A 21,595-nucleotide genomic window follows, 5' to 3' on the forward strand; every position below is an offset into this window, starting at 1 on the left:
TCTTCGACCGGCCCACGGCGCCTCTCGCTTGGCGCTATCGCAGCCAGATCACGCTGGCCATTCGCCCGGTGCGGCCATCGTCGCGGCGATGGGAGTAGAAACGCGGTTCGCAGGCGGTGCAGAAGTGGCCGCCGCTGATGTGGGCGACGCCGAGACGTTCCAGGCGCAGGCGCGCCAGGCGGTAGAGGTCGGCCATGTAGTGGCCCAGGCGATAGGGGCTGGGATCGAAGGCCTCGGCGGCCTCGGGATGGACCCCGGTGAAGGCCTGCCGAACCTCCGGGCCGACCTCGAACTGGGCGTTGGAGATCGCCGGCCCCAGCCAGGCCAGCTGCTCCTCCGGCGGCACGCCCAGCGCCGCCACCGTGGCCTCGAGCACCCCGCCGGCCACCCCGCGCCAGCCCGCGTGGGCCACCGCCACCCGCGTGCCGCGAAGGTCGCTGAAGAACACCGGCAGGCAGTCGGCGGTGAGCACCACGCAGGCGTAGTCGCGATTGACGGCCACCGCGGCATCGGCCTCGGGCGGCGTCGCCTCGAAGTGCTGCTGTACCCGGGCGCCGTGGACCTGGTTGAGCCACAGCAGCGGCCGCTCCTCGTCGACCTGCTTCTGCAGCAGGCGCCGGCAGAGGGCCACATGGTCGGGGTTGTCGCCGACGTGGTCCGCCGGGTTGAAGCAGGCAAAGTCGCCCTGGCTCGGGCCGGTCTCGCGGGTGGTGACGAAGGCGCCCACGGAGGTGGGCGCCGGCCAGTCAGGCAGGATCAGGGTCGGCCGCAGATCGGGGGCATCGCTCATCAACGGGTCCTCGGCAAGGAGGGGTCAGCGCATCGTCTCGTGGTCATGGCGCAGGTAGTCCAGCAGCATCAGGATGTCATCCGGCAGCGCCGAGCAAAAGGTCACCGTCTCGCCGCTGCCGGGATGCACGAAGGCCAGCTTGCGGGCGTGGAGCGCCTGGCGCGGGAATTCGCGCAGGATCTCCTTGAGGGGCTCGGCGGCACCGGGCGGCAGCTTGAGGCGACCGCCGTAGGTGGGGTCCCCCACCAGCGGGTAGCGCAGGTGGGCCAGGTGCACGCGGATCTGGTGGGTGCGCCCGGTCTCCAGCCGGCAGCGGACATGGGTATGGGCGCGGAAGCGCTCCACCACCCGGTAGTGGGTCACCGCCGGCTTGCCGGAGGCCGTCACCGCCTGGCGCTTGCGGTCCTTGGGGTGGCGGCCGATGGGGGCATCCACCGTGCCGCCGGAGGTCATCACCCCCACGCACACCGCATCGTACTCGCGGGAGACCGTGCGCGCCTGGAGCTGCGCCACCAGGGCCGCCTGGGCGGCCAGGGTCTTGGCCACCACCATCAGGCCGGTGGTGTCCTTGTCGAGGCGGTGCACGATGCCGGCCCGGGGCACGCCGGCCAGCCGGGGGCAGTGGTGCAGCAGCGCATTGAGCAGGGTGCCGTCGGGGTTGCCCGCCGCGGGGTGCACCACCAGCCCGGCCGGCTTGTCGACCACCAGCACCTCGTCGTCCTCGTGGACCACGTCCAGCGGGATCTCCTCGGGCGCGAAGCGGGTCTCCTCCTCGATCTCGGTGGCCAGCCGCAGCCACTCGCCCCCGTAGACCTTCTCCCTGGGCTTGGCGGGCCGACCATCCAGGGTCAGGTCGCCGGCCTTGATCCAGGCCTTGAGGCGCTCGCGGGAGTGGTCGGCGAAGAGCTCGGCAGCGGCCTGGTCGAGGCGCAGGCCGGCCATGGCGTCGGGAACGCGTTGCTGGGCTTCCAGGGTCTGTGGCATGGGTGCGGGGCGGCCTGTCAGCAGGAGAGTGGGTCAGAGCAGCGCGCGGTGACTGCGTTTTGCCGCGCAGTGCTTTATAGTGAGCGGGTTTCGGTCGATTCTACCACGGCCAGTCCGCGTTGTTTGCCACGAGGATCACGATGCGCGTATTCCGCCCTACCGCCCGACTTGCGGCCCTGCTGGTGGCCTCCAGCCTGCTGGTGGGCTGCGCCAGCAGCGGCTCCAGCGATAGCGAAGAAGAACAGGACGAGTTCGCTGGCGTTGCCGAGCGCGAGCTCTACGAAGAGGCGCGCGGCTCCCTGGAGCGCCGCAACTTCACGGCGGCCATCACCCGGCTCGAGGCCCTGGACACCCGCTTCCCCTTCGGCAGCCACGCCGAACAGGTGCAGCTGGAGCTGATCTACGCCCACTACGAGCTGGGCGACTGGGAGGCCACCCGCGCCGCCGCCAGCCGCTTCATCCGCCTGCACCCGAGCCACCCCCAGGCCGACTACGCCCTCTACATGCGCGGCCTGGCCTCCTGGCAGGCCGGGCGCTTCAGCCTGGAGCGCCTGAAGCTGATCGACATCTCCCGGCGTGACCTGGGCGCCTCCCGCGACGCCTACACCGACTTCAGCGAACTGGTGCGGCTCTACCCCAACAGCCAGTACGCGCCGGATGCCCAGCAGCGCATCGTCTACCTGCGCAACCTGATGTCCCGCCACGAGCTTCACGTGGCCGACTACTACCTGCGCCGCGGGGCCTACCTGGCCGCCGTGGAGCGCGGCCGCTGGGTGATCGAGAACTACCCGGAGAGCGAGGCGACCCGCGACGCCCTGGCAGTCATGGTCGAGGGCTACCTGGGCCTGGAGATGCGCGACCGCGCGCGTGAGGTGCTGGAAGTGCTGATCGAGAACGACCCCCGCCACAACCAGCTGCGCGGCCGCACCTTCGAACCCAGGCACGTGAACGCCCAGTCGCTCTCGGCCTGACCCCGAGCGCCCGCCCCGCCCTGAGCCCCACACGGCAGAACGCCACCTCCCGCAGGGGAGGTGGCGTTGCGGTGGCGTGCGCAGCGGCGTCGGGGCGTCGGGGCTAGTCGCCGGGCTGCCAGCCATTGACGATGGGATAGCGGCGATCGCGACCGAAGCCGCGCCGGGTGACCCGCACCCCCACCGCGGCCTGGCGGCGCTTGTACTCGCAGCGGTCCACCAGCCGGACCACCTGGTAGACATCGTCGCGATCGAAGCCCGCCTCGATGATCGCCTCGGCGCTCATGTCGCCCTCGATATAGCGCACCAGGATGGCATCCAGGGTGTCGTAGTCCGGCAGCGAGTCGCTGTCCTGCTGGCCGGGAGCGAGCTCCGCGGAGGGCGGCCGCTCGATGACCCGCTCGGGGATCGCCGGCGACTGGGTATTGCGCCAGCGGGCCAGGCGGTAGACCCAGGTCTTGTAGACGTCCTTGATGGCGTTGTAGCCCCCCGCCATGTCGCCATAGAGGGTCGCATAGCCCACCGCCATCTCGCTCTTGTTGCCGGTGGTGAGCACCATCAGGCCCTTCTTGTTGGAGATCGCCATCAGCAGCACGCCGCGACAGCGCGACTGCAGGTTCTCCTCGGTGGTGTCGCGCTCGCTGCCCTCGAAGACCCCGGCCAGGGTCGTCATGAAGGCCTCCACCATGGGCTCGATGGGCAGCACCTCGTAGTGCACGCCGAGCAGCTCGGCCTGCCTGGCGGCGTCCTCCTTCGAGATGTCCGCGGTGTAGTGGTAGGGCATCATCACCGCCTGCACCCGCTGGGGGCCCAGCGCATCCACGGCGATGGCCAGCGACAGCGCCGAGTCGATGCCCCCGGAGAGCCCCAGCACCACCCCCTCGAAGCCGCTCTTGTTGACGTAGTCGCGAAGCCCGGTGACCAGCGCGCAGTAGAGGTTCTCCTCGGGCTCAACGTCGGGCTCGGTCTCGCCCGGCTGCGGCACCCAGTGGCCCTTCTCCCTGACCAGCTGCACCGGCATCAGCCCCACCTGCCAGTGGGGCGCCTGGATCATCAGGCTTCCCTTGGCATCCACGCAGGCGGAGCCGCCGTCGAACACCAGCTCGTCCTGGCCGCCGATCATGTTGACGTAGACGATGGGCAGCCCCACCTCGGCGGCCCGCGCCTCGAGCAGACGCAGCCGCTCGGCGGGCTTGTCCTGGTGGAAGGGGGAGGCGTTGAGGCTGACCAGCAGCTGGGCACCGGCCTCCCGGGCCTGGCGCGCCGGCGCCTCGTCCCACAGGTCCTCGCAGATCAACAGGCCCAGCTTCGCCCCCTTGTGATCGAGCACCAGCGGCTGGGTACCGGCGGCGAAGTAGCGCTGCTCGTCGAACACCTGGTAGTTGGGCAGCGCCTGCTTGGCATACTCGCCCAGCCACTCGCCGTTGTAGAGGGCGCCGGCCAGGTTCCAGGTGCGCCCCTCTCGGCGCCCCGGGTAGCCGACGATCACCAGCACGTCACGCACCACCTTCTGCGCCATGCGCGCGCGTGCCGCCCGCAGGCGGGTCTCCATGGAGGGGCGCAGCAGCAGGTCCTCCGGCGGGTAGCCGGTCAGGAAGAGTTCGGGAAGCACCACGATATCGGCACCATGCTCGATGCGCGCCTCGCGCACCGCCTCGATGGCGCGATCGGTGTTGCCGGGAATGTCCCCGACCAGGGGGTCCAGCTGAGCCATCACCAGCGTCAGGTCTTGCATGGGCTTGGAAATCTCTCGAGAATCGACGAATACACCCATTGTCCCGCAAGGGCCGCCGGCTGGCAAAGCCGTCCCGCCCCCACCTGGGAGTCCCCTACGGAATGAACCTCTTGATCATCCGCCTGATCATCTTCGCCGTGCTGTTCTTCGCCGGCCTCAAGCTCTACCGCATGTACCGGGAGTGGAAGCTCGACCGCGAGGAGCTGCTGGAGCACGACGACGACGCCCGCCAGGAGGGCGGCCAGATGGTGCGCTGCAGCTGGTGCAAGGTGCACGTCCCCGAGAGCGACGCCCTGCGCGAGCAGGGCGAGTGGTTCTGCTCCAGCGCCCACCTCGATCGCTACCTCCAGGAGAAGAAGGAGCAGAAGCCGGACGACCGGGAGTAGGCTCTGGCTGAAAAGTCGGCCAGCGCCTTCTAACAGCGCCCTTCCAGGGCATAGGGCGTCGGGTCAAGGATCGGCTCGCGGCCCAGCAGCCGATCCACCAGCAGCCGCGTCGAGGCCGGCGCCAGCACCAGGCCATTGCGGTAGTGGCCGGCATTGACGTGCAGGTTGTCGATGCCCGGCACCGCCCCGATGAAGGGCACCCCGTCCGGTGAGCCCGGGCGCAGCCCCGCCCAGTGGTGCTCCACCTCGCAGTCGGCCAGGGCCGGGATGATCGCCGTGGCGCTGGCCCGAAGCGACGCCCTCGCCTCGGCATCCGTCGTCTTGTCGAAGCCGCACTCCTCCAGGGTGGAGCCGGCCAGCACGCGACCGTCGGCGCGGGGAATCACGTAGCGGCCGTCCATCAGCACCACCCGCTGCACCAGCCCCGGCGGCGCCTTGAACAGGATCATCTGCCCCTTCACCGGACGCACCGGCAGGGCAACGCCCAGCGTCTCGAGCAGCCCCGCCGCCCAGGCCCCGCCGCTCACCACCACCTGGCCGCCGGCCAGGTCGCCGCGGGTCGTCTGCACCGCCAGCACCCGGCCGCCGGCCACCTCGAACCCCGTCACCTCGACCTCCTCATGCAGGGTGACCCGGGGCATCGCCGCCAGCCGCGTCCGCAGCGAACTCACCAGCCGCGGGTTGCGGATGCTGCCCAGGGTCGGCATCCACAGCGCCTCCTGGAAGCCCGGCGCCGCCTGAGGCTCCCGGGCATAGAGGAAGTCGGCGTCGACGCGCTCGAGCCGCTTGCCCTCCTCCCGGGCCCACTCAAGGGCGCGTGCCTCGTCCTCCACCCGCAGGTAGAGCAGCCCCTTCTGGCGGTACTCCGGGTCGACGCCGCTCTCCTCCCGCAGGCGCAGGGCCAGCTCGGGGTAGAAGCCCTCCGACCAGCGCGACAAGCGCGAGACCGCCGGGCCGTAGCGCCAGGGATAGAGCGGCGAGACGATGCCGCCCCCCGCCCAGGAGGCCTCCTGGCCGCAGCAACGCCGCTCGACCAGGGTCACCGAGTGGCCCGCATCGGCCAGTTGCAGCGTGGTCATCATGCCGATGACCCCGCCCCCCACAATCAGGAATTCGCTCACAGTCATTGTCCGTTTTGTCTGACAGGGAGAACGCGTCGCTTGGCTAGGGTGAAGGGACCACCCACGGGTCAGGGAGTCCACTCCGGGAGGGCCACATGCGCCCCGTCACGCCTCGCCACACCGTTCGCCACCCTGTCGATGCCAGCGGCCACCAGGCAGGGCGCTCTGCGCCGCCCTGGTCCGCTCTCCACCAGCACGGCCTGACGCTGATCGAGCTGATCGTGGCCATCGCCGTGCTGCTCATTCTGTTCACCGCGGCGATTCCCCGCTATCAGCAGTTCACCGCCCGCAACGAGGTGGCCGCCGAGGTGATGCGCATCAAGACCGCCCTGGCGCTGGCCCGCAATACCGCCGTCACCCGACGCCAGGTGATCGCCCTCTGCCCGGTCACCGGCCCGGAGGCCACCCACTGCGAGAAGCATGACTGGACGCTGCCCATCGCCATCCTCGACGGCCACGCCACCGCCGGCAATCTGGCCGACGTCGAGGTACTGCGGGTGCTCGAGCCCAGCCGCGGGCCGACCATCACCTTCAACCGCGACTACCCGGTGCGCTACCAGGCCACCGGCTGGAGCCGTGGCCACAACGGCACCTTCACCGTCTGTGGTCGCCACGGCGATGGCCGCAAGATCATCGTCAACAATATGGGGCGCGTCAGGGTCCCTGAAGATGATCGACCAGAATGCTGAGCCTCAGCTGACCCCCATATAGCGCCCGGGCTTGTGGTTGAGCGCGATGATCAGGTTGAGGGCCACGGCGCCCAGCACCGACAGGCCGACCCGCTCCAGAGGCAGCAGGGCAAGGGCCAGCAGCATGATGGCGCCGTCGATGGCGAGCTGCACATAGCCGGCACGCCAGCCGTGGCGGTCCTGCAGGTAGAGCACCAGGATGTTGACCCCGCCGAGGCTGGCGCGATGGCGAAACAGCACCAGCATGCCCAGCCCGATCAGGCAGCCGCCCATCAGCGAGGCGTAGAGCGGCGCCACCGCCTCGATCACGATCCAGCGCCCGGTCAGCTCGGAGAAGAGCGACACCAGGCCGATGGCGGCAAAGGTGCGCAGGGTGAAGGACCACCCCATGCGGCGGATGGCCAGCCAGTAGAACGGCAGGTTGATCAGGAAGAACCAGACCCCGAAGGACCAGCCGCTGGCGTACTGCAGCAGGAAGGCGATACCGGCGGTGCTACCGGTGAGCAGCAGCGCCTGGCTGTAGAGGGTGACGCCCAGGGCCACGAAGAGGGTGCCGATCAGCAGCGCCAAGGCATCCTCGTAGTGGCGATGGGGGTCGGTGGGCTGTTCTTGCGGGTCCATGGCGCCTCTCTTGCGACGGATGACGGTGGGGCAGTGTAGCGAAGCGCTGCCCGGGGGCGCTTGATCCAGGTCCCGGGATCAGCTCGGCGCGGCGTGCTCCACCATCAGCTGCAGGCTCTCGCGACCCCGCCAGCGATTGCGGTTGAGCTTGTAGGCGCAGCGCAGCCTATCCCCGACGCCGAAGGCGGGGATCTCGCCGGGGGTCAGGGCCCGGAACCAGATCGCCTTGAGGCTGACCGGCCCGGAGGAGAGCTCCAGCATCAGGTGGGTGCCATCGGCCCCCACCGGCCGCAGCGCCTCCACCACGAAGTCACCCTGGAACAGCGGCGCCTCGAACTCGCGGCCATAGGGGCCCAGCGCCTGCAGCTCGTCCAGGGTCGCCAGGCTCAGCTGATCCGCCCCCAGCTCGCCGTCGGTGAGGATCTTCGGGTAGAGCGCCGCCCCGCCCAGCTGCTCGCCCACCGCCTGCAGGAAGGCCGCCTTGAAGGCGTCGAGCCGGTCCACCGGCACGCCGACGCCGGCGGCGCCGCGGTGGCCACCGAAGCGGGGCAGCGCCTCCGGGGCCAGCTCGTAGGTGCGCTGCAGGGCATCGCGCAGGTGCAGCCCCTCGATGGAGCGCCCGGAGCCGGTGAGCATGCCGGGGGCCGCCGCCGGGGTCAGCACCAGCGCCGGGCGCCCGTAGGCCTGCACCAGGCGGGACGCCACGATGCCCTGCACGCCGGGGTGGCCGCTCTCCAGAAACACCACCACGGCGGGCTCGCCGGCGGCCAGCGCCGGCAGCGCCAGCGCCTTCGCCTCCTCGGCCATGTCGGCCTCGATCGCCTTGCGCGACTGGTTGTCCTGGTCGAGCACGTCGAGGTAGCGGCTTGCCACATGATCCTGCTCGGCGAGCATAAAGTGCAGCGCCGCATAGGGGTCGTCGAGCCGCGAGCGGGCGTTGATCCGCGGCCCCATCTGGAAGCCCAGGGTCTCGGCGTCGAAGGGCACGCTGTCGGCGCCCAGGCGCTCGGCCATGGCCCGCCAGCAGGCGGCCTCCATGCGGTTGATCAGGGCCAGCCCGTGGGTCACCGCGGCGCGATTGGCGGGGCTGCCGCCCAGGGAGACGCAGTCCGCCACGGTGCCGAGCGCCACATAGGAGAGCCAGGGCGAAAGCTTGGGCGTGGTTTCAGCAAGCACGCCCCACTCGATCAGCACGCCGCGGGCCAGCGACATCACCAGCCAGGCCACCATGCAGCCGGCGATGGTGGGGTCGGGGTAGGCGCAGTCCTCTCGGGTGGGGTTCACCACGGCATGGGCCGAGGGCGGGGGCCCCTCCACCGGCAGGGCGTGGTGGTCGCTGACCACCACGTCGATACCCGCCGCGGCCAGCCGCGCAATACGCGGCTCATCGGAGCTTCCGCAGTCGGCGGTGATCACCAGGGTCGGGCGCGGCGAGAGGGCGAGGGTGCGCTCCACCAGCGGCAGGCTGATGCCGTAGCCGTCATGGATGCGGTGGCCGATCAGGCTGTGCAGCTTCGCCTCCGGCACGCCGAAGAGCTCCACCAGGGTGCGCCTTATCACCACGTGGGAGGTGATGCCGTCCACGTCGTAGTCGGTGAGGATGCCGATATGCTCGCCGTCGACCACCGCGCGGGCGATGCGCTCGGCGGCACGGCGGCCATCGGCGAGCCGGTCGGGGTGGGCCAGGTGGCGCAGGCTGGGCGTGACCAGGGGGCCGATCTCGCCCGTGAAGCCCGCCAGGCGCCCGGCGAGGATCCGCGCCTGGAGCTCGGAGAGCCCCTCGCGCTGGGCGCGGGCATAGAGGGCGGCGTCCCGGGGCCGCGGCAGGATGCGCGGCCTCAGGCGCTCACTCAGTTCGATGGGATCGCTTGCGGCGTTCACGCCTGACTCCTGCAGATAGTGCTGGCAGTTGAGAGCGCAGAGGCAGCAGCCCGCTCGGGGCTGATCCGGCGCCCCTCGCTGATGCTAAGGCCACCCCTGGTGACGGTGATGCGCGCTCGGATCAACCCCGCAAGGAAAAGCTAGCGGCGGTTGTCGACCACGAACTGCTGCACCGCAGAGAGCTCGGCCGGCAGCACGGTGTAGCGCTCCTCGCGCTCCAGCAGGTCGTCCATGTGCGGCGGCAGCGGCACGCCCGGGAAGCCCGCCTTGACCACCGCTTCGGCGAACTTGGCCGGGTGGGCGGTGGCCAGTGTCACCATCGGCACGCTCGCCTCGCCCCGCTCGCGCTCGGCGGCGCGGTAGCCGGTGGCGGTGTGTGGGTCGAGGATCTCCTGGGTGCGGTGGTGCGCCTCGCGGATCACCTCGAGGATGGTGGCGTCATCCACGCTGTGGCTGGCGAAGAGCTCGCGCAGCCTGGCCAGGGGCGCGTCCGCCAGGGCGGTCGGCTCGGCCTGGAAGCGCTCCAGCAGCGCCGCCACCGCAGCGCCGTCGCGACCGTAGGCCTCGAACAGCAGGCGCTCGAAGTTGGACGACACCACGATGTCCATGGAGGGCGCCAGGGTCGCCTTGAGCTCCTGCTTGGAGAAGTCGTTGGCGGCCAGGGTGCGGTGCAGGATGTCGTTGGCGTTGGTGGCGATCACGAAGCGCTCCACCGGCAGGCCCATACGGTAGGCCATGTAGCCGGCGAAGACATTGCCGAAGTTGGCCGAGGGGACGCAGAAGCTCACCTTGCGGTGCGGCGCGCCCAGCGCCACCGCGGAGGCCACGTAGTAGACGATCTGGGCCATGATGCGCGCCCAGTTGATGGAGTTCACCGCCACCAGCCGGGTGCCGTTCAGGAAGGACTGGTCGGCGAAGCTCGCCTTGACCATGGCCTGGGCGTCGTCGAAGTTGCCCTCGATGGCGACGTTGAAGACGTTGTCGGCCAGCACCGAGGTCATCTGGCGGCGCTGCACCTCCGAGACCCGCTGGTAGGGGTGGAGGATGAAGATGTCGAGGTTGTCGCAGTGGCGACACCCCTCGATGGCCGCGGAGCCGGTATCGCCGGAGGTGGCGCCCATGATCACCGCACGCTCGCCGCGCTTCTTCAGGAAGTGGTCGAGCAGGCGACCGAGCAGCTGCAGGGCCACGTCCTTGAAGGCCAGGGTCGGGCCGTGGAAGAGCTCGAGCAGGAAGTGGTTGGCGTCGAGCTGGTTGAGCGGCACCACGGCGTCATGGCTGAAGGTGGCATAGGCCTCGGTGACGATGGTGCGGAAGGTCTCGTCATCGATCTCGCCGTTGACGTAGGGCTGCATCACCCGGAAGGCGATCTCGGCGTACGACAGGCCCGCCATGGCGGCCAGGTCGTCGTGGGAGAGCTGAGGCACGGTTTCCGGCACGTAGAGGCCGCCGTCGCTGGCCATACCGGTGAGCACGACCTCCTCGAAAGAGAGCGCGGGCGCCTGCCCGCGGGTGCTGATGTAGCGCATGAGTTATTCCTGCTCGTCCAGTGATTCCACGCGGATCCGGGTCACCGGTCCGGCGATATCGGCCATGGCCTCGATCTGGCGGATCGCCTCGTTCATCTGCTTCTCGACCGTGCGGTGGGTCATCAGGATGATCGGCACCAGCTCGCCCTCGGTGGCCTCCTTCTGGATCAGCGCCTCGATGGAGATGCCCTGCTCGGCGAGGATGGTGGCCACCCGGGCCAGCACGCCGGGGCGGTCCACCGCCAGCAGCCGCAGGTAGTAGGCGGAGATGATCTCCTCCATGGGCATGATCGGCAGCTGGCTGACGTCCTCGCTGATGCCGCTGAAGGCCAGGTAGGGCACCCGGTAGTGGTGATCGGTGGCGATATCGCGGGCCACGTCGAGGATGTCGGCCACCACCGAGGAGGCGGTGGGCTCGGCACCGGCGCCGGCGCCGTAGTAGAGGGTCGGGCCCACGGCATCGCCCATCACAGCGATGGCATTCTTGACGCCGTGCACATTGGCCAGCAGCCGCTCCTTGGGGATCAGCGTCGGGTGCACGCGCAGCTCCAGGCCCTGGTCGGTGCGCTTGGAGATGCCCAGGTGCTTGATCACGTAGCCCAGGTTGTCGGCCTGCTCCACGTCCGCGGCGGTGACCCGGGAGATGCCCTCGGTGAAGGCCTTCTCGAACTGCAGGGGCACGCCATAGGCGATGGAGGCGAGGATGGTCAGCTTGTGGGCAGCGTCGATGCCCTCGACGTCGAAGGTGGGGTCGGCCTCCGCGTAGCCCAGCGCCTGGGCCTCGGCCAACACGTCCTCGAAGGCGCGGCCCTCGTCGCGCATATGGGTCAAGATATAGTTGCCGGTGCCGTTGATGATGCCGGCCACCCACTCGATGCGGTTGGCGCCGAGGCCCTCGCGCAGCGACTTGATCACCGGGATGCCGCCGGCCACGGCGGCCTCGAAGGCCACGATCACGCCCTTGCGGTGGGCGGCCTCGAAGATCTCGTTGCCGTGCACCGCGATCAGCGCCTTGTTGGCGGTGACCACGTGCTTGCCGTGCTCGATGGCGGTGAGCACCAGATCCCGGGCCACGTCATAGCCGCCGATCAGCTCCACCAGCACATCCACGTCGGGGTTGGTGGCCACCTCGAAGACGTCGGCAGTGGTCTGGATGCCGGTGAGGTCGCACTCGGGGTTGGGAGTGCGGTAGGCCACCTGCTCGATCACGATCGGGCGGCCCGCACGCCGCGCAATGTCGTCGGCGTTGCGCGTCAATACGTTGAAGGTACCGCCGCCGACGGTACCCAGCCCACAGATTCCTACTCTCACCGGTTTCAATGTCTCGCTCCTGCTCGGATGATTCTTTGTGGTCCGGCCACCTGGCCTGGCGCTGTGGCCAGGCCAGGTGGCCGGACGCTGTGTCTCAGCGGGTGCGGCCTGCCCCGAGGCAGGCCGCTGCACCGGCTCGAGCCGGTGTCTGTCGTTTAATGGATAGCGGGGCTCAGCCCTCGATGCCGAGCATGGCGGCCAGTCGCTCCGCCGGCACGTAGCCGGGGACCAGACGGCCGTCGGGCAGCACGATGGCCGGGGTGCCCTGGACGCCGAGCTCCAGGCCCAGATGATACTGCGCCTCGACCGGATTGTCGCAGTTGTCGCGTTGGCCCCGAGAAAGCGACTCCTGCCGCTTGGCGGTGCTCATCGCCTCGCTGGGATTGGCGTCACACCAGATCTGCTGCAGGGTGCGGGCACCCTGGGCATTCATGCCGGTGCGCGGGAAGGCCAGGTAGTGCACCTCGATGCCCAGCTCGTTGAGCCGCGGCACCTCCTCGTGGAGCTGCCGGCAGTAGGGGCAGGTGGTATCGGTGAAGACCACCACCTCGGCACGGCTCTCACCGGCGCCGCGGAAGATCACCCGCTCGGCCTCCGGCACCTCGGCCAGGCGCGCGGCGCGCTCGCCGTTGCGGCCCTGCTCGGTCAGGTTGACCAGCCCCTGCTCGCCGTTCTCGTAGAGATCGCCGACCAGGAAGTGGCGCCCCTCGGCGTCGCTGTAGAAGCGCTCGCCGGTCTCCAGGAGCACCTCGAAGAAGCCGGCCACAGGGGTCTCGCTGACGCTCTGGACCGGCATCGGCTGGCCGTTGACCGCCAGGCGCTCGGCCAGCCATTCGGCCTGGCCCTGTGGCGAGTCGGCCTGGACCAGCAGGGAAGCACCGAGGGTGGTGGCCAACAGGCCGCCAAGCAGGGTCCGGAAAGAGATGTTCATCGTTCAGCCTCTGGGATGATGGTCGGCGTGCAGGCGCTCCAGGCGCGCCTGCGCCACATGGGTATAGATCTGCGTGGTCGAGAGATCGCTGTGACCCAGCAGCAGCTGTACGACACGCAGGTTGGCCCCATGATTCAACAGATGGGTGGCAAAGGCGTGGCGCAGGGTGTGGGGCGACAGCGGTCGCTCGATACCTGCGCTGCGCGCGTGGGCCTTGATCCGGTACCAGAAGGCCTGGCGGGTCATGGCACGATCATCCCGGCCCGGGAAGAGCGCCGGACGGGTGACGTCGCGCATCAGGCCGCCACGCCCCGCACGCAGGTAGCGTGACAGCCACTCTACCGCCTCCTCGCCCAGCGGCACCAGCCGGTCCTTGTCGCCCTTGCCGCGCACCCGCACCACCCCCTGGCGCAGGTTGACCGCATCGGTGGTCAGGCCGACCAGCTCGGAGACCCGCAGCCCCGCGCCGTAGAGCACCTCCAGCATGGCCCGGTCGCGCAGCCCCAGGTCGGTGGCGATATCGGGGGCGGCGATCAGCCGCTCCACTTCGGCCTCCTCCAGGGTATCCGGCAGGGCCGGCCGCACCCGCGGCAGGCGCACCTCCGCCAGCGGGTCGCCCTCGATGAGCCCGGATTCCAGGGCCCAGCGGTAGAAACGCCGCAGGCTCGAGAGCAGCCGGGCGTTGCTGGTCAGGCGATAGCCCGCCTCGCGGCGCTCATCGAGCCAGCCAGGCAGCGCCTCCGGGGCCGGCGCCAGCAGCGCCTCGCCCCGGGCGTCGAGACGCCCTGCCCAGGCCGAGAGGTCGCGGCGGTAGGCCGCCAGGGTATGCTCGCTCACGCCCTGCTCGAGCCACAGGGCGTCGAGGAAGGCATCGATGCGGGAAGCGTTGTCGGGCGAGGTCATGGCGCGTCAGGAAGGCGTGGCCCAGATGGCACGAGACCCCGCCCCGCGGGTGCGGTGACGGGGTCTCGCGGGGCCGGGCAGCGCCCGGCCCACCAGCGGCCGAGGCGGCAGCCTCAGGCCAGCTTTTCCTTGATGCGGGCAGACTTGCCGCTGCGCTCGCGGAGGTAGTACAGCTTGGCCTGGCGCACGTCGCCGCGACGCTTGACGCTGATGGAGTCGACCAGCGGGCTGTAGGTCTGGAAGGTACGCTCGACGCCGACGCCGTGGGAGATCTTGCGCACGGTGAAGGCGGAGTTGAGACCGCGGTTACGCTTGCCGATCACCACGCCTTCGAAGGCCTGGAGACGCTCACGGGTGCCTTCCTTGACCTTGACCTGGACGACGACGGTGTCGCCGGGGGCGAAGGCCGGGATTTCCTTGCTCATCTGCTCGGTTTCGAGCGCCTGGATCACCTTGTTCTTGCTGCTCATGACAACTAACTCCTTGATAACCTGATTCATCAGTCGGCTTGGAGTGCCGATGAATCGTGATCCCGGCGCCCGAGCGAGCTCGAGAGCGCGGGAGATGATGGGTGACACGGGTCCACGGCCTCGGGGGCTTGTCGTGTCCCGCACCTCCGCCCTGTCCTAGCGGGTCGACAGGGCGTGTTCCTCGATGAACTCAGCGAGCAGTTCGCGCTGCTCCCGGTCCAGCGTCCTGCCCTCGAGCAGGTCGGGGCGGCGCTGCCAGGTGCGCCCCAGGGACTGCTTCAACCGCCAGCGCCGGATGGCGCCATGGTTGCCGCTGAGCAGGACCTCCGGCACGCAGCGCCCGTCGATCTCCTCGGGGCGGGTGTAGTGCGGACAGTCCAGCAGCCCGTCGTTGAAGGAGTCCTCGACCGCAGAGTCCTGATGGCCCAGCACTCCGGGCACCAGCCTCGCCGCGGCGTCGATCAGCACCATGGCCGGCAGCTCGCCGCCGCTCAGCACGTAGTCGCCGATCGACCACTCCTCATCGATATCCGCTTCCACCACGCGCTCATCGATGCCTTCATAGCGTCCGGCCACCACCACCAGGGGGGGACCCGACGCCAGCTCCTGCACTCCGGCCTGGTCGAGCCGTCGCCCCTGGGGCGACAGGTAGACCACCTTCGGGCGCTGCCCGGTGGCCCGCTCGGCCCGCTCGCGAGCGGCGAAGATAGCCGCGCGCAGGGTGTCGACCTTCATCAGCATCCCGGGGCCGCCGCCGTAGGGGCGGTCATCCACGGTGCGATGGCGGTCGGTGGCGAAGTCCCGGGGGTTCCAGAACTCCAGCGCGATGCGCCCCTTCTCCACCGCTCGCCCGGTAACGCCGTGGCGGGTAATCGCCTCGAACATCTCCGGGAACAGCGAGACGACACCGATCCACATCGCCGCCTGCTCGGGGGAGCCCTCGGCCATCAGAAGTCGGGATCCCACTCGACGGTCATCACCCCACCCTCGAGATCTACCTCGAGGATCACCTGCTCGGGCAGGTAGGGCAGCAGCCGCTCTCCGCCGTCGACTGCCTCGGGGTCCAGCGCACCCTTCACGACCATGACGTCGTTGGCGCCGGTCTCGAAGAGGTGATCGATGCAGCCCAGCACGACACCCTCGCGGGTCACGACCCGCAGGCCCTCGAGCTGGTGCCAGTAGAGTTCACCGGTGTCGAGGTCGGGAAGCTCGGCCTTGGGCAGCAGGATCTCCGCCCCGGCCAGCGCCTCTGCGCCCTCGCGGGTATCACACCCCTCGAGCAGCGCGACCAGGCCCTTGCCGTGACGACGCCCCTGCACCAGGCGCCGACGCTCCAGACGATCGCCACATCTCAACACCCACTCGGGGTAGTCGAGCACGCCCTCCATGGGGCTGGTGTACGAGTACACCTTGAGCCAGCCCTTGACACCATAGGGGCTGGTCAGCTTGCCCAGCACCACATGATCGTCAGCGGGCTGCACGGTAGCGTGTTCGCTCATCGACGACCTCGTGAACACTGACAACAGCAAGTCAGGCTCAGGCCTGCTTGCGGGCTTCCTTGACCAGCTCGGCGACGCGGTCGGAGAGCATGGCGCCCTGGCTCTGCCAGTGAGCGACGCGCTCGAGGTCGACGCGCAGGCGCTCTTCCTGACCGCGGGCGATCGGGTTGAAGAAGCCCAGACGCTCGATGAAGCGGCCGTCGCGGGAGTTGCGGGAATCGGTAACGGTCAGGTGGTAGAAGGGGCGCTTCTTGGCGCCACCACGAGCCAGACGAATGGTAACCATGGCCTAGTCAGTCCTTCGGTTGAGTTGAATTCGGTCACAACAATGACCGCGACATCGCGGTCCTGCCAGTGAAGAGGCAGCATTCTACGGAAAACAGCCCCGCTTGGGAACCTTTTTCGGGCCTACCGCCAGGGCATCCCACCGGGGCCGCCCATTCCGCCCATGCCACCGGGACCACCGGGGCCGCCGCCGCCCATCATGCCGGACATGCCGCGCATCATCTTCTGCATGCCGCCCTTCTTGCCCGCCTTCTTCATCATCTTCTGCATCTGCTTGTGCTGCTTGAGCAGGCGGTTGAGGTCGGGCACCTGCAGGCCGGCGCCGGCGGCGATGCGCCGCTTGCGCGAGCCGTTGATGATCTCGGGGCGGCGGCGCTCCTGGGGCGTCATGGAGTTGATCAGCGCCTCGAGCTTGCCGAGCTCCTTCTCCGGGCCGGGGCCCTGGGCCAGCTCGGCCATCTGGCCCATGCCGGGCAGCTTGCCGAGCAGGCCGCCCATGCCGCCCATCTTCTTGAGCTGCTGGAGCTGGTCGCGGAAGTCCTCGAGGTCGAAGCCCTCGCCCTTCTTGACCTTCTTCGCCAGCTGCTCCGCCTTCTTCTTGTCGACGGTGCGCTCGGCCTCCTCGATCAGCGACAGCATGTCGCCCATGCCGAGGATCCGCGAGGCGATGCGATCCGGGTGGAAGGGCTCCAGGGCGTCGACCTTCTCGCCCACGCCCATGAACTTGAGCGGCTTGCCGGTGATGTGGCGCACCGACAGCGCCGCCCCGCCGCGGGCGTCGCCGTCCGCCTTGGTGAGGATCACCCCGGTCAGCGGCAGCGCCTCGTGGAAGGCCTTGGCTGTGTTGGCGGCGTCCTGGCCGGTCATGGCGTCGACGACGAACAGCGTCTCCTGGGGCGCCACCGCCTTATGCAGCGCCTGGATCTCGGCCATCATCGCCTCGTCGATGGCCAGGCGGCCGGCGGTATCCACCAGCAGCACGTCGTGGAACTGGATCTTGGCGTGCTTGATCGCTGCCTCGGCGATATCGACCGGCTTCTGGTCGGAGCGCGACGGGAAGAAGTCGACGCCGACCTCCCCGGCCAGGGTCTCGAGCTGGTCGATGGCCGCCGGACGGTAGACGTCCGCCGACACCACCAGCACCTTCTTCTTCTCGCGCTCCTTCAGGTAGCGCGCCAGCTTGGCCACGGAGGTGGTCTTGCCCGCCCCCTGCAGGCCCGCCATCAGCACCACCGCCGGCGAACCCTTGAGGGAGAGGCCCTCGTTGGCCTCGCCCATGGTCGCCTCGAGCTCCTGCTGGACGATCTTGACGAACTGCTGGCCCGGCGAGAGGCTCTTGGAGACCTCCTGGCCCACCGCACGCTCGCGCACCCGCTCGATGAAGTCCTTGACCACCGGCAGGGCGACGTCCGCCTCGAGCAGCGCCCGGCGCACCTCGCGCAGGGTGTCCTTGATGTTGTCCTCGGTCAGGCGCGCCTGACCCTTGATGGACTTGAGCGTCTGCGACAGACGCTCGCTGAGATTCTGAAACATTGGCCTCTCCAGTGACGACGGCCCGAAAGTGGAAACGATTATACGCGCTGTGGCCGGCAGTCTCCATGCGCGCGCCATCCGCCGCCGACCCTGGCGGCAGGGTGACGCACCCGCCACGCTGTGCGCTGCCCGAGGGATTGGTTATAGTAGCCCTCGCCATTAACGCTCACGTCATTCATTTCCACCGGCGCACGGAACGCAATCGATGCAGGCGCTCTCCCTGGCCTTCCTGGCCTTCCTTCTCTACCTGGCCGCCGCCTCCTGGCAGGGCATGGTGCTGCTGCGCCGGGCCTCTCCGCAGCCGCTGCTGGTGCGCGGCATGGCGCTGCTCGGGCTGCTCAGCCATCTGCCGCTGGCCATCGGCCTGTTCGGCCACGGCGCACCCGTGCTGCCCGGCCTCTCCACCAGCGTGATCCTGATCAGCGCCGGGGTGGTCGCGGTGCTGCTGCTGGTCAGCCTGTTCAAGCCGATCCTCAACGCCGCGGTGGGCATCCTGCCGGTGGCCGGCCTGGCGCTGCTGCTGGCCGCGGGGCTGCCAAGCCCCGAGCGCGTCGAAGGGCTGACGCCGGGCATCGCCCTGCACGCCCTGAGCTCGCTGCTGGCCTTCGCCGTGCTGGCCATCGCCGCCGTGCAGGCGGTGCTGCTGGGCCTGCAGAACCGCGCCCTGCGCCAGCACCATATCCGCGGACTGGTCCAGGCACTGCCGCCGCTGACCACCATGGAGCGCGTGCTCTTCGAGCTGATCTGGGGAGGCGTGGGGCTGCTGACGCTGTCGATCCTCAGCGGCTTCCTGTTCCTCGACAGCATGTTCGCCCAGCACCTGGCCCACAAGACGATCCTGTCGCTGGCCGCCTGGGTGATCTTCTCGGTGCTGCTGTTCAGCCACTACCGGCTGGGCTGGCGCGGCATGCGGGCGGTGCGGTGGACCCTGGGCGGATACGGCGTGCTGCTGGTCGCCTATTTCGGCAGCAAGTTCGTACTGGAGGTGCTGCTGGGCCGCGGCTGAGGCCGCTCCCGGCGCCTTGACAGCGCGCGCGCCCGTCCCGTCAAATCGGGCCTGACACGCAACGAGGATCCTTCGACTTGAGCGACGACTTCCCGCTGGGATTGCTGTTCGGCCTACTGTTCCTGCTCATCTGTCTCTCCGCCTTCTTCTCCAGCTCCGAGACCGGCATGATGTCGCTCAACCGCTACCGGTTGAGCCATCAGGCCAACAGCGGCGACTCTCGGGCCAGGCGCGTGGTGCGGCTGCTCGCCAGGCCGGACCGCCTGATCGGGGTGATCCTGATCGGCAACAACTTCGTCAACAACCTGGCGGCCTCCATCGCCACCATCATCGCCATCTACTTCTTCGGCGAGGTCACCGGCCCCGCCGTGGCCACCGCGCTGCTGACCATCACCGTGCTGATCTTCGCCGAGGTCACCCCCAAGACCTATGCGGCGGTGAAGCCCGAGCGCATCGCCTTCCCCGCCTCCCGGGTGCTGGAGCCGCTGCTCAGGCTGCTCTATCCGCTGGTATGGTTGGTGAACGTCATCTCCAACGGACTGCTGAAGCTGCTCGGCGTGAAGAGCATCGAGGGGGGCGGCGACCATCTGACCCGCGACGAGCTGCGCACCGTGGTCCATGAGGCCGGCACCCTGATTCCCCAGCGCCACCAGGCGATGCTGCTGTCGATCCTCGATCTCGAGAACGTCACCGTGAACGACATCATGGTGCCGCGCCATGAGGTGGTGGGCATCGATCTGGACGACGACCTGGAGGAGATCCTGACCCAGGTCCGCACCAGCCAGCACACCCGGGTGCCGGTCTACAAGGGCGACATCAACAACATCATCGGCATGCTGCACCTGCGCAACGCGGCACGCTTCCTGTCACGGGACGAGGTCACCAAGGCGGCCATCGTCCAGGAGGCCCGCGAGCCCTACTTCATTCCCGAATCGACCCCGCTGCACACCCAGCTGCTCAACTTCCAGAAGCAGAAGCGGCGCATCGGCATCGTGGTGGACGAGTATGGCGACGTGGAGGGGCTGGTGACGCTGGAGGACATCCTCGAGGAGATCGTCGGCGAGTTCACCACCGACGTGGCAGGCATGGAGCAGGAGATTCACCGACAGGAGGACGGCAGCCAGCTCATCGACGGCACCGCCAACATTCGCGATATCAACAAGGCGCTGGGCTGGCAGCTGCCGACCGACGGACCCAAGACCCTCAACGGCCTGATCCTCGAGCACCTGGAGGCCTTTCCCGACGGCCCCGCCTGCCTGCAGGTGGGCAGCGTGCGCATGGAGATCCTCGAGGTGCGCGACAACCTGATCACCGCCGCGCGCTGCTGGCAGGCCCCGCGCCGCCGCTGAGGGCGGCCCGGGAGCGGCGTCACTCCAGGGCCTCGACGCCCGCGGGCAGCACCGGACGGCCGGTCTCGGCATCACTCCAGGGCTTCGACGCCCGCGGGCAGCGCCGGACGGCCGGTCTCGGCATCACTCCAGGGCTTCGACGCCCGCGGGCAGCGCCCGCTGGTCGGCCTCGGCCTTGAGCTCCCTCACCCGCCGCTCCAGCACCGCCCGGGTGGCCCGCCCCGGGGCAAGCGGCTCACCGAAATGCAGCGCCACCCGCGCCCGGAAGCGCCGCGGGCGGCCACTCAGGGCCGGGCCGTCGGCATGGGAGGTCCAGGAGCCCCACAGGCCCGAGAGCCCCGCCGGCACCACCGGCACCGGGTCACGGGCCAGGATCAGCTCCAGGCCGCGCCGGAAGGCGTGGATCTCGCCGTCCGGCGTCAGGCGCCCCTCGGGAAAGAGCATCACCACCTCGCCATCGCGCAGCGCCCGACTCACCTGGTGGAGGGCGCGCCGCACGTTGCCCGGATCATGGCGCTCCGACTCCACGGGAATCGCCCCCACCAGGCGAAACAGCCAGTTGAGCCAGGGCGAGTCGTAGATCGGCTTGTCCATCAGGAAGCGCAGCGGGCGCCGACTGACGCCGCCGATGACCAGGGCGTCCATGAAGCTGACGTGGTTGCAGACCACCAGGGCCGCCCCGCGGTCGGGAATATGGGCCGTGCCACTCAGTCGCAGCCGGTAGATGAGGCGCACCGCCAGGTAGACCAGCCAGCGCACCAGGGGCCTGGGGCGGCGAACGACCCGCCAGGCCAGCAGCGCCCCCAGGCCGACCAGCACTCCCCACCCCAAGGCCTCCCAACCCGTCATGCTCACGTCCCGGTCGACCTAGCCTTGAGCCCGGCCAGGATGGTACAGAGCAACTGGTCGAGCAGCTCGCCCACCTCGAGCTGCTGGCCCTGCCAGTAGCCCAGGCGCTCGTTGAGCCCGAGCAGCACCAGGCCGTGGACGCTGCCCCACAGGGTGCGCCCCAGGCGACGCGCCTCCAGGTCATCCAGGGCCGGCTGGTACTCCTTGAGGGTCGCCTCCACGCGCAGGAAGAGCCCCTCGATCATGTCGCTCTGGCGCTGGTCCAGCTCGCCCTCCTGAGCCAGGGGATAGTCGAACAGCAGCTGCCAGCGGTAGGCATCGTGCTGGGCGAACTGCCAGTAGGCGCGCGCCAGGGCGGTGAGCCGCTGCTCCGGCGCGGCCTGACTGCTCAGCGGCTCGATCACCTCGCGCAGGTGGGCCAGGGTCTCGATGTTGACGTGCTGGAGCAGGTTGTTGAAGCTGCCATAGAGCTTGAGCAGGGTGCTCGGGGCGCAGCCCACCTCCCGGGCCAGGGCGCGCAGGGAGAGGGTGTGCACCGGATTCTCCTGCAGCCAGGCATCGCAAGCCGCCATGACCTGGGCATGGAGCGCCTCGGGAGCATGCTGTCTGGGACGGGCCATCGTTTCCTCGCGAGCCTCGAGCGGGCGATTGCATAAGCAGGAGCGCGGCGACGTCGACGCACTCCGGAACCCAAGGATAGCGCAGTTCGAACACTGTTTTCGATACCCACGCCCTCACCGTCCCGATTTCCC

Annotated in this window: 22 protein-coding genes; 5 read left to right on the top strand and 17 right to left on the bottom strand. The window is 69.4% G+C overall.

Going from position 1 to position 21,595, the window contains the following annotated elements; translation table 11 throughout:
• Nucleotides 1-34: 34 nt before the first annotated feature.
• Nucleotides 35-790 (bottom strand): peptidoglycan editing factor PgeF, encoded by a 756-nt coding sequence (gene pgeF / locus B6N23_RS07855; RefSeq protein ID WP_305503486.1) that lies wholly within the window; start codon nt 788-790, stop codon nt 35-37.
• 24 nt (nt 791-814) lie between these two features.
• Entirely contained in the window at nt 815-1,774 is a 960-nt protein-coding gene (gene rluD, locus B6N23_RS07860; protein WP_305503488.1) for a 23S rRNA pseudouridine(1911/1915/1917) synthase RluD, read from the bottom strand.
• Nucleotides 1,775-1,914: 140 nt separating this feature from the next.
• On the opposite strand from rluD, the gene B6N23_RS07865 reads away from it, so the two are divergent.
• On the top strand, nt 1,915-2,745 hold the full coding sequence (locus tag B6N23_RS07865) for an outer membrane protein assembly factor BamD (protein ID WP_110069994.1): 831 nt from the start codon (nt 1,915-1,917) through the stop codon (nt 2,743-2,745).
• A 103-nt stretch (nt 2,746-2,848) separates the two neighbouring features.
• Here the strand turns inward: B6N23_RS07865 and B6N23_RS07870 are convergent, their stop codons facing one another.
• Nucleotides 2,849-4,480: an NAD+ synthase gene (locus tag B6N23_RS07870; protein ID WP_305503492.1), complete on the bottom strand. Its 1,632-nt coding sequence runs from the start codon at nt 4,478-4,480 to the stop codon at nt 2,849-2,851.
• Between the two features lie 101 nt (nt 4,481-4,581).
• Here B6N23_RS07870 and B6N23_RS07875 point away from each other — a divergent pair, with 101 nt between their 5' ends.
• Nucleotides 4,582-4,866, top strand: a complete 285-nt coding sequence (locus B6N23_RS07875; protein ID WP_305503494.1) for a PP0621 family protein — start codon at nt 4,582-4,584, stop codon at nt 4,864-4,866.
• 29 nt (nt 4,867-4,895) lie between these two features.
• Here B6N23_RS07875 and thiO read toward each other — a convergent pair whose 3' ends face one another.
• The gene (thiO, locus tag B6N23_RS07880) at nt 4,896-5,987 is read right to left on the bottom strand and encodes a glycine oxidase ThiO (RefSeq protein ID WP_305503496.1); all 1,092 of its coding nucleotides are present in this window, start codon (nt 5,985-5,987) and stop codon (nt 4,896-4,898) included.
• A gap of 95 nt (nt 5,988-6,082) precedes the next feature.
• Between thiO and B6N23_RS07885 the strand changes: the two genes are divergently transcribed.
• Entirely contained in the window at nt 6,083-6,676 is a 594-nt protein-coding gene (locus B6N23_RS07885) for a GspH/FimT family pseudopilin (RefSeq protein WP_305503498.1), read from the top strand.
• Nucleotides 6,677-6,679: 3 nt separating this feature from the next.
• Here the strand turns inward: B6N23_RS07885 and B6N23_RS07890 are convergent, their stop codons facing one another.
• The 11 genes from B6N23_RS07890 to ffh all read right to left on the bottom strand — a co-directional run bounded on the left by B6N23_RS07890 (nt 6,680) and on the right by ffh (nt 17,639).
• Nucleotides 6,680-7,297 carry a YitT family protein gene (locus B6N23_RS07890; protein WP_119022992.1) on the bottom strand — a complete coding sequence of 206 codons (618 nt, stop codon included), beginning with the start codon at nt 7,295-7,297 and terminating at the stop codon, nt 6,680-6,682.
• Between the two features lie 78 nt (nt 7,298-7,375).
• The gene (locus B6N23_RS07895; protein ID WP_305503502.1) at nt 7,376-9,178 is read right to left on the bottom strand and encodes a single-stranded-DNA-specific exonuclease RecJ; all 1,803 of its coding nucleotides are present in this window, start codon (nt 9,176-9,178) and stop codon (nt 7,376-7,378) included.
• Nucleotides 9,179-9,318: 140 nt separating this feature from the next.
• Nucleotides 9,319-10,707: a threonine synthase gene (gene thrC / locus B6N23_RS07900; protein WP_305503503.1), complete on the bottom strand. Its 1,389-nt coding sequence runs from the start codon at nt 10,705-10,707 to the stop codon at nt 9,319-9,321.
• A gap of 3 nt (nt 10,708-10,710) precedes the next feature.
• Entirely contained in the window at nt 10,711-12,027 is a 1,317-nt protein-coding gene (locus B6N23_RS07905; RefSeq protein ID WP_305503504.1) for a homoserine dehydrogenase, read from the bottom strand.
• A 163-nt stretch (nt 12,028-12,190) separates the two neighbouring features.
• Nucleotides 12,191-12,949, bottom strand: coding sequence for a DsbC family protein (locus B6N23_RS07910; protein ID WP_305503506.1), 759 nt, complete (start codon nt 12,947-12,949; stop codon nt 12,191-12,193).
• A gap of 3 nt (nt 12,950-12,952) precedes the next feature.
• Entirely contained in the window at nt 12,953-13,852 is a 900-nt protein-coding gene (gene xerD, locus B6N23_RS07915) for a site-specific tyrosine recombinase XerD (RefSeq protein ID WP_110069984.1), read from the bottom strand.
• A 113-nt stretch (nt 13,853-13,965) separates the two neighbouring features.
• Complete coding sequence (gene rplS, locus B6N23_RS07920) at nt 13,966-14,322, bottom strand: 50S ribosomal protein L19 (RefSeq protein ID WP_110069983.1); 357 nt, start codon at nt 14,320-14,322, stop codon at nt 13,966-13,968.
• Between the two features lie 156 nt (nt 14,323-14,478).
• A complete protein-coding gene (gene trmD, locus B6N23_RS07925) occupies nt 14,479-15,240 on the bottom strand; it encodes a tRNA (guanosine(37)-N1)-methyltransferase TrmD (RefSeq protein ID WP_110069998.1) in 762 nt (253 codons plus the stop codon).
• A 29-nt stretch (nt 15,241-15,269) separates the two neighbouring features.
• A complete protein-coding gene (gene rimM / locus B6N23_RS07930; RefSeq protein WP_110069982.1) occupies nt 15,270-15,821 on the bottom strand; it encodes a ribosome maturation factor RimM in 552 nt (183 codons plus the stop codon).
• A gap of 37 nt (nt 15,822-15,858) precedes the next feature.
• Nucleotides 15,859-16,107 (bottom strand): 30S ribosomal protein S16, encoded by a 249-nt coding sequence (gene rpsP / locus B6N23_RS07935; RefSeq protein WP_110069981.1) that lies wholly within the window; start codon nt 16,105-16,107, stop codon nt 15,859-15,861.
• 122 nt (nt 16,108-16,229) lie between these two features.
• Nucleotides 16,230-17,639, bottom strand: coding sequence for a signal recognition particle protein (gene ffh / locus B6N23_RS07940; RefSeq protein ID WP_305503511.1), 1,410 nt, complete (start codon nt 17,637-17,639; stop codon nt 16,230-16,232).
• A 205-nt stretch (nt 17,640-17,844) separates the two neighbouring features.
• Here ffh and B6N23_RS07945 point away from each other — a divergent pair, with 205 nt between their 5' ends.
• Both B6N23_RS07945 and B6N23_RS07950 read left to right on the top strand, forming a co-directional pair.
• Nucleotides 17,845-18,645, top strand: a complete 801-nt coding sequence (locus B6N23_RS07945; protein ID WP_302140701.1) for a cytochrome C assembly family protein — start codon at nt 17,845-17,847, stop codon at nt 18,643-18,645.
• 77 nt (nt 18,646-18,722) lie between these two features.
• On the top strand, nt 18,723-19,994 hold the full coding sequence (locus B6N23_RS07950) for an HlyC/CorC family transporter (protein WP_169957302.1): 1,272 nt from the start codon (nt 18,723-18,725) through the stop codon (nt 19,992-19,994).
• A 123-nt stretch (nt 19,995-20,117) separates the two neighbouring features.
• Here B6N23_RS07950 and B6N23_RS07955 read toward each other — a convergent pair whose 3' ends face one another.
• Both B6N23_RS07955 and B6N23_RS07960 read right to left on the bottom strand, forming a co-directional pair.
• The gene (locus tag B6N23_RS07955) at nt 20,118-20,843 is read right to left on the bottom strand and encodes a 1-acyl-sn-glycerol-3-phosphate acyltransferase (protein ID WP_305503514.1); all 726 of its coding nucleotides are present in this window, start codon (nt 20,841-20,843) and stop codon (nt 20,118-20,120) included.
• Between the two features lie 2 nt (nt 20,844-20,845).
• Nucleotides 20,846-21,463: a TetR/AcrR family transcriptional regulator gene (locus tag B6N23_RS07960; protein WP_305503516.1), complete on the bottom strand. Its 618-nt coding sequence runs from the start codon at nt 21,461-21,463 to the stop codon at nt 20,846-20,848.
• Nucleotides 21,464-21,595: the final 132 nt, after the last annotated feature.

It is taken from the genome of Halomonas alkalicola (assembly GCF_030704205.1).
GTDB lineage: Bacteria > Pseudomonadota > Gammaproteobacteria > Pseudomonadales > Halomonadaceae > Halomonas > Halomonas alkalicola.

Coding starts and splice junctions, on each gene's coding strand:
- ffh (WP_305503511.1), bottom strand. CDS start 17,639: ATGTTTCAGAATCTCAGCGAGCGTCTGTCGCAGACGCTCAAGTCCATC.
- B6N23_RS07890 (WP_119022992.1), bottom strand. CDS start 7,297: ATGGACCCGCAAGAACAGCCCACCGACCCCCATCGCCACTACGAGGAT.
- pgeF (WP_305503486.1), bottom strand. CDS start 790: ATGAGCGATGCCCCCGATCTGCGGCCGACCCTGATCCTGCCTGACTGG.
- thrC (WP_305503503.1), bottom strand. CDS start 10,707: ATGCGCTACATCAGCACCCGCGGGCAGGCGCCCGCGCTCTCTTTCGAG.
- rplS (WP_110069983.1), bottom strand. CDS start 14,322: ATGAGCAGCAAGAACAAGGTGATCCAGGCGCTCGAAACCGAGCAGATG.
- B6N23_RS07870 (WP_305503492.1), bottom strand. CDS start 4,480: ATGCAAGACCTGACGCTGGTGATGGCTCAGCTGGACCCCCTGGTCGGG.
- B6N23_RS07960 (WP_305503516.1), bottom strand. CDS start 21,463: ATGGCCCGTCCCAGACAGCATGCTCCCGAGGCGCTCCATGCCCAGGTC.
- trmD (WP_110069998.1), bottom strand. CDS start 15,240: ATGTGGATCGGTGTCGTCTCGCTGTTCCCGGAGATGTTCGAGGCGATT.
- B6N23_RS07885 (WP_305503498.1), top strand. CDS start 6,083: ATGCGCCCCGTCACGCCTCGCCACACCGTTCGCCACCCTGTCGATGCC.
- xerD (WP_110069984.1), bottom strand. CDS start 13,852: ATGACCTCGCCCGACAACGCTTCCCGCATCGATGCCTTCCTCGACGCC.
- rpsP (WP_110069981.1), bottom strand. CDS start 16,107: ATGGTTACCATTCGTCTGGCTCGTGGTGGCGCCAAGAAGCGCCCCTTC.
- rluD (WP_305503488.1), bottom strand. CDS start 1,774: ATGCCACAGACCCTGGAAGCCCAGCAACGCGTTCCCGACGCCATGGCC.
- B6N23_RS07955 (WP_305503514.1), bottom strand. CDS start 20,843: ATGACGGGTTGGGAGGCCTTGGGGTGGGGAGTGCTGGTCGGCCTGGGG.
- B6N23_RS07875 (WP_305503494.1), top strand. CDS start 4,582: ATGAACCTCTTGATCATCCGCCTGATCATCTTCGCCGTGCTGTTCTTC.
- B6N23_RS07865 (WP_110069994.1), top strand. CDS start 1,915: ATGCGCGTATTCCGCCCTACCGCCCGACTTGCGGCCCTGCTGGTGGCC.
- B6N23_RS07910 (WP_305503506.1), bottom strand. CDS start 12,949: ATGAACATCTCTTTCCGGACCCTGCTTGGCGGCCTGTTGGCCACCACC.
- B6N23_RS07945 (WP_302140701.1), top strand. CDS start 17,845: ATGCAGGCGCTCTCCCTGGCCTTCCTGGCCTTCCTTCTCTACCTGGCC.
- rimM (WP_110069982.1), bottom strand. CDS start 15,821: ATGAGCGAACACGCTACCGTGCAGCCCGCTGACGATCATGTGGTGCTG.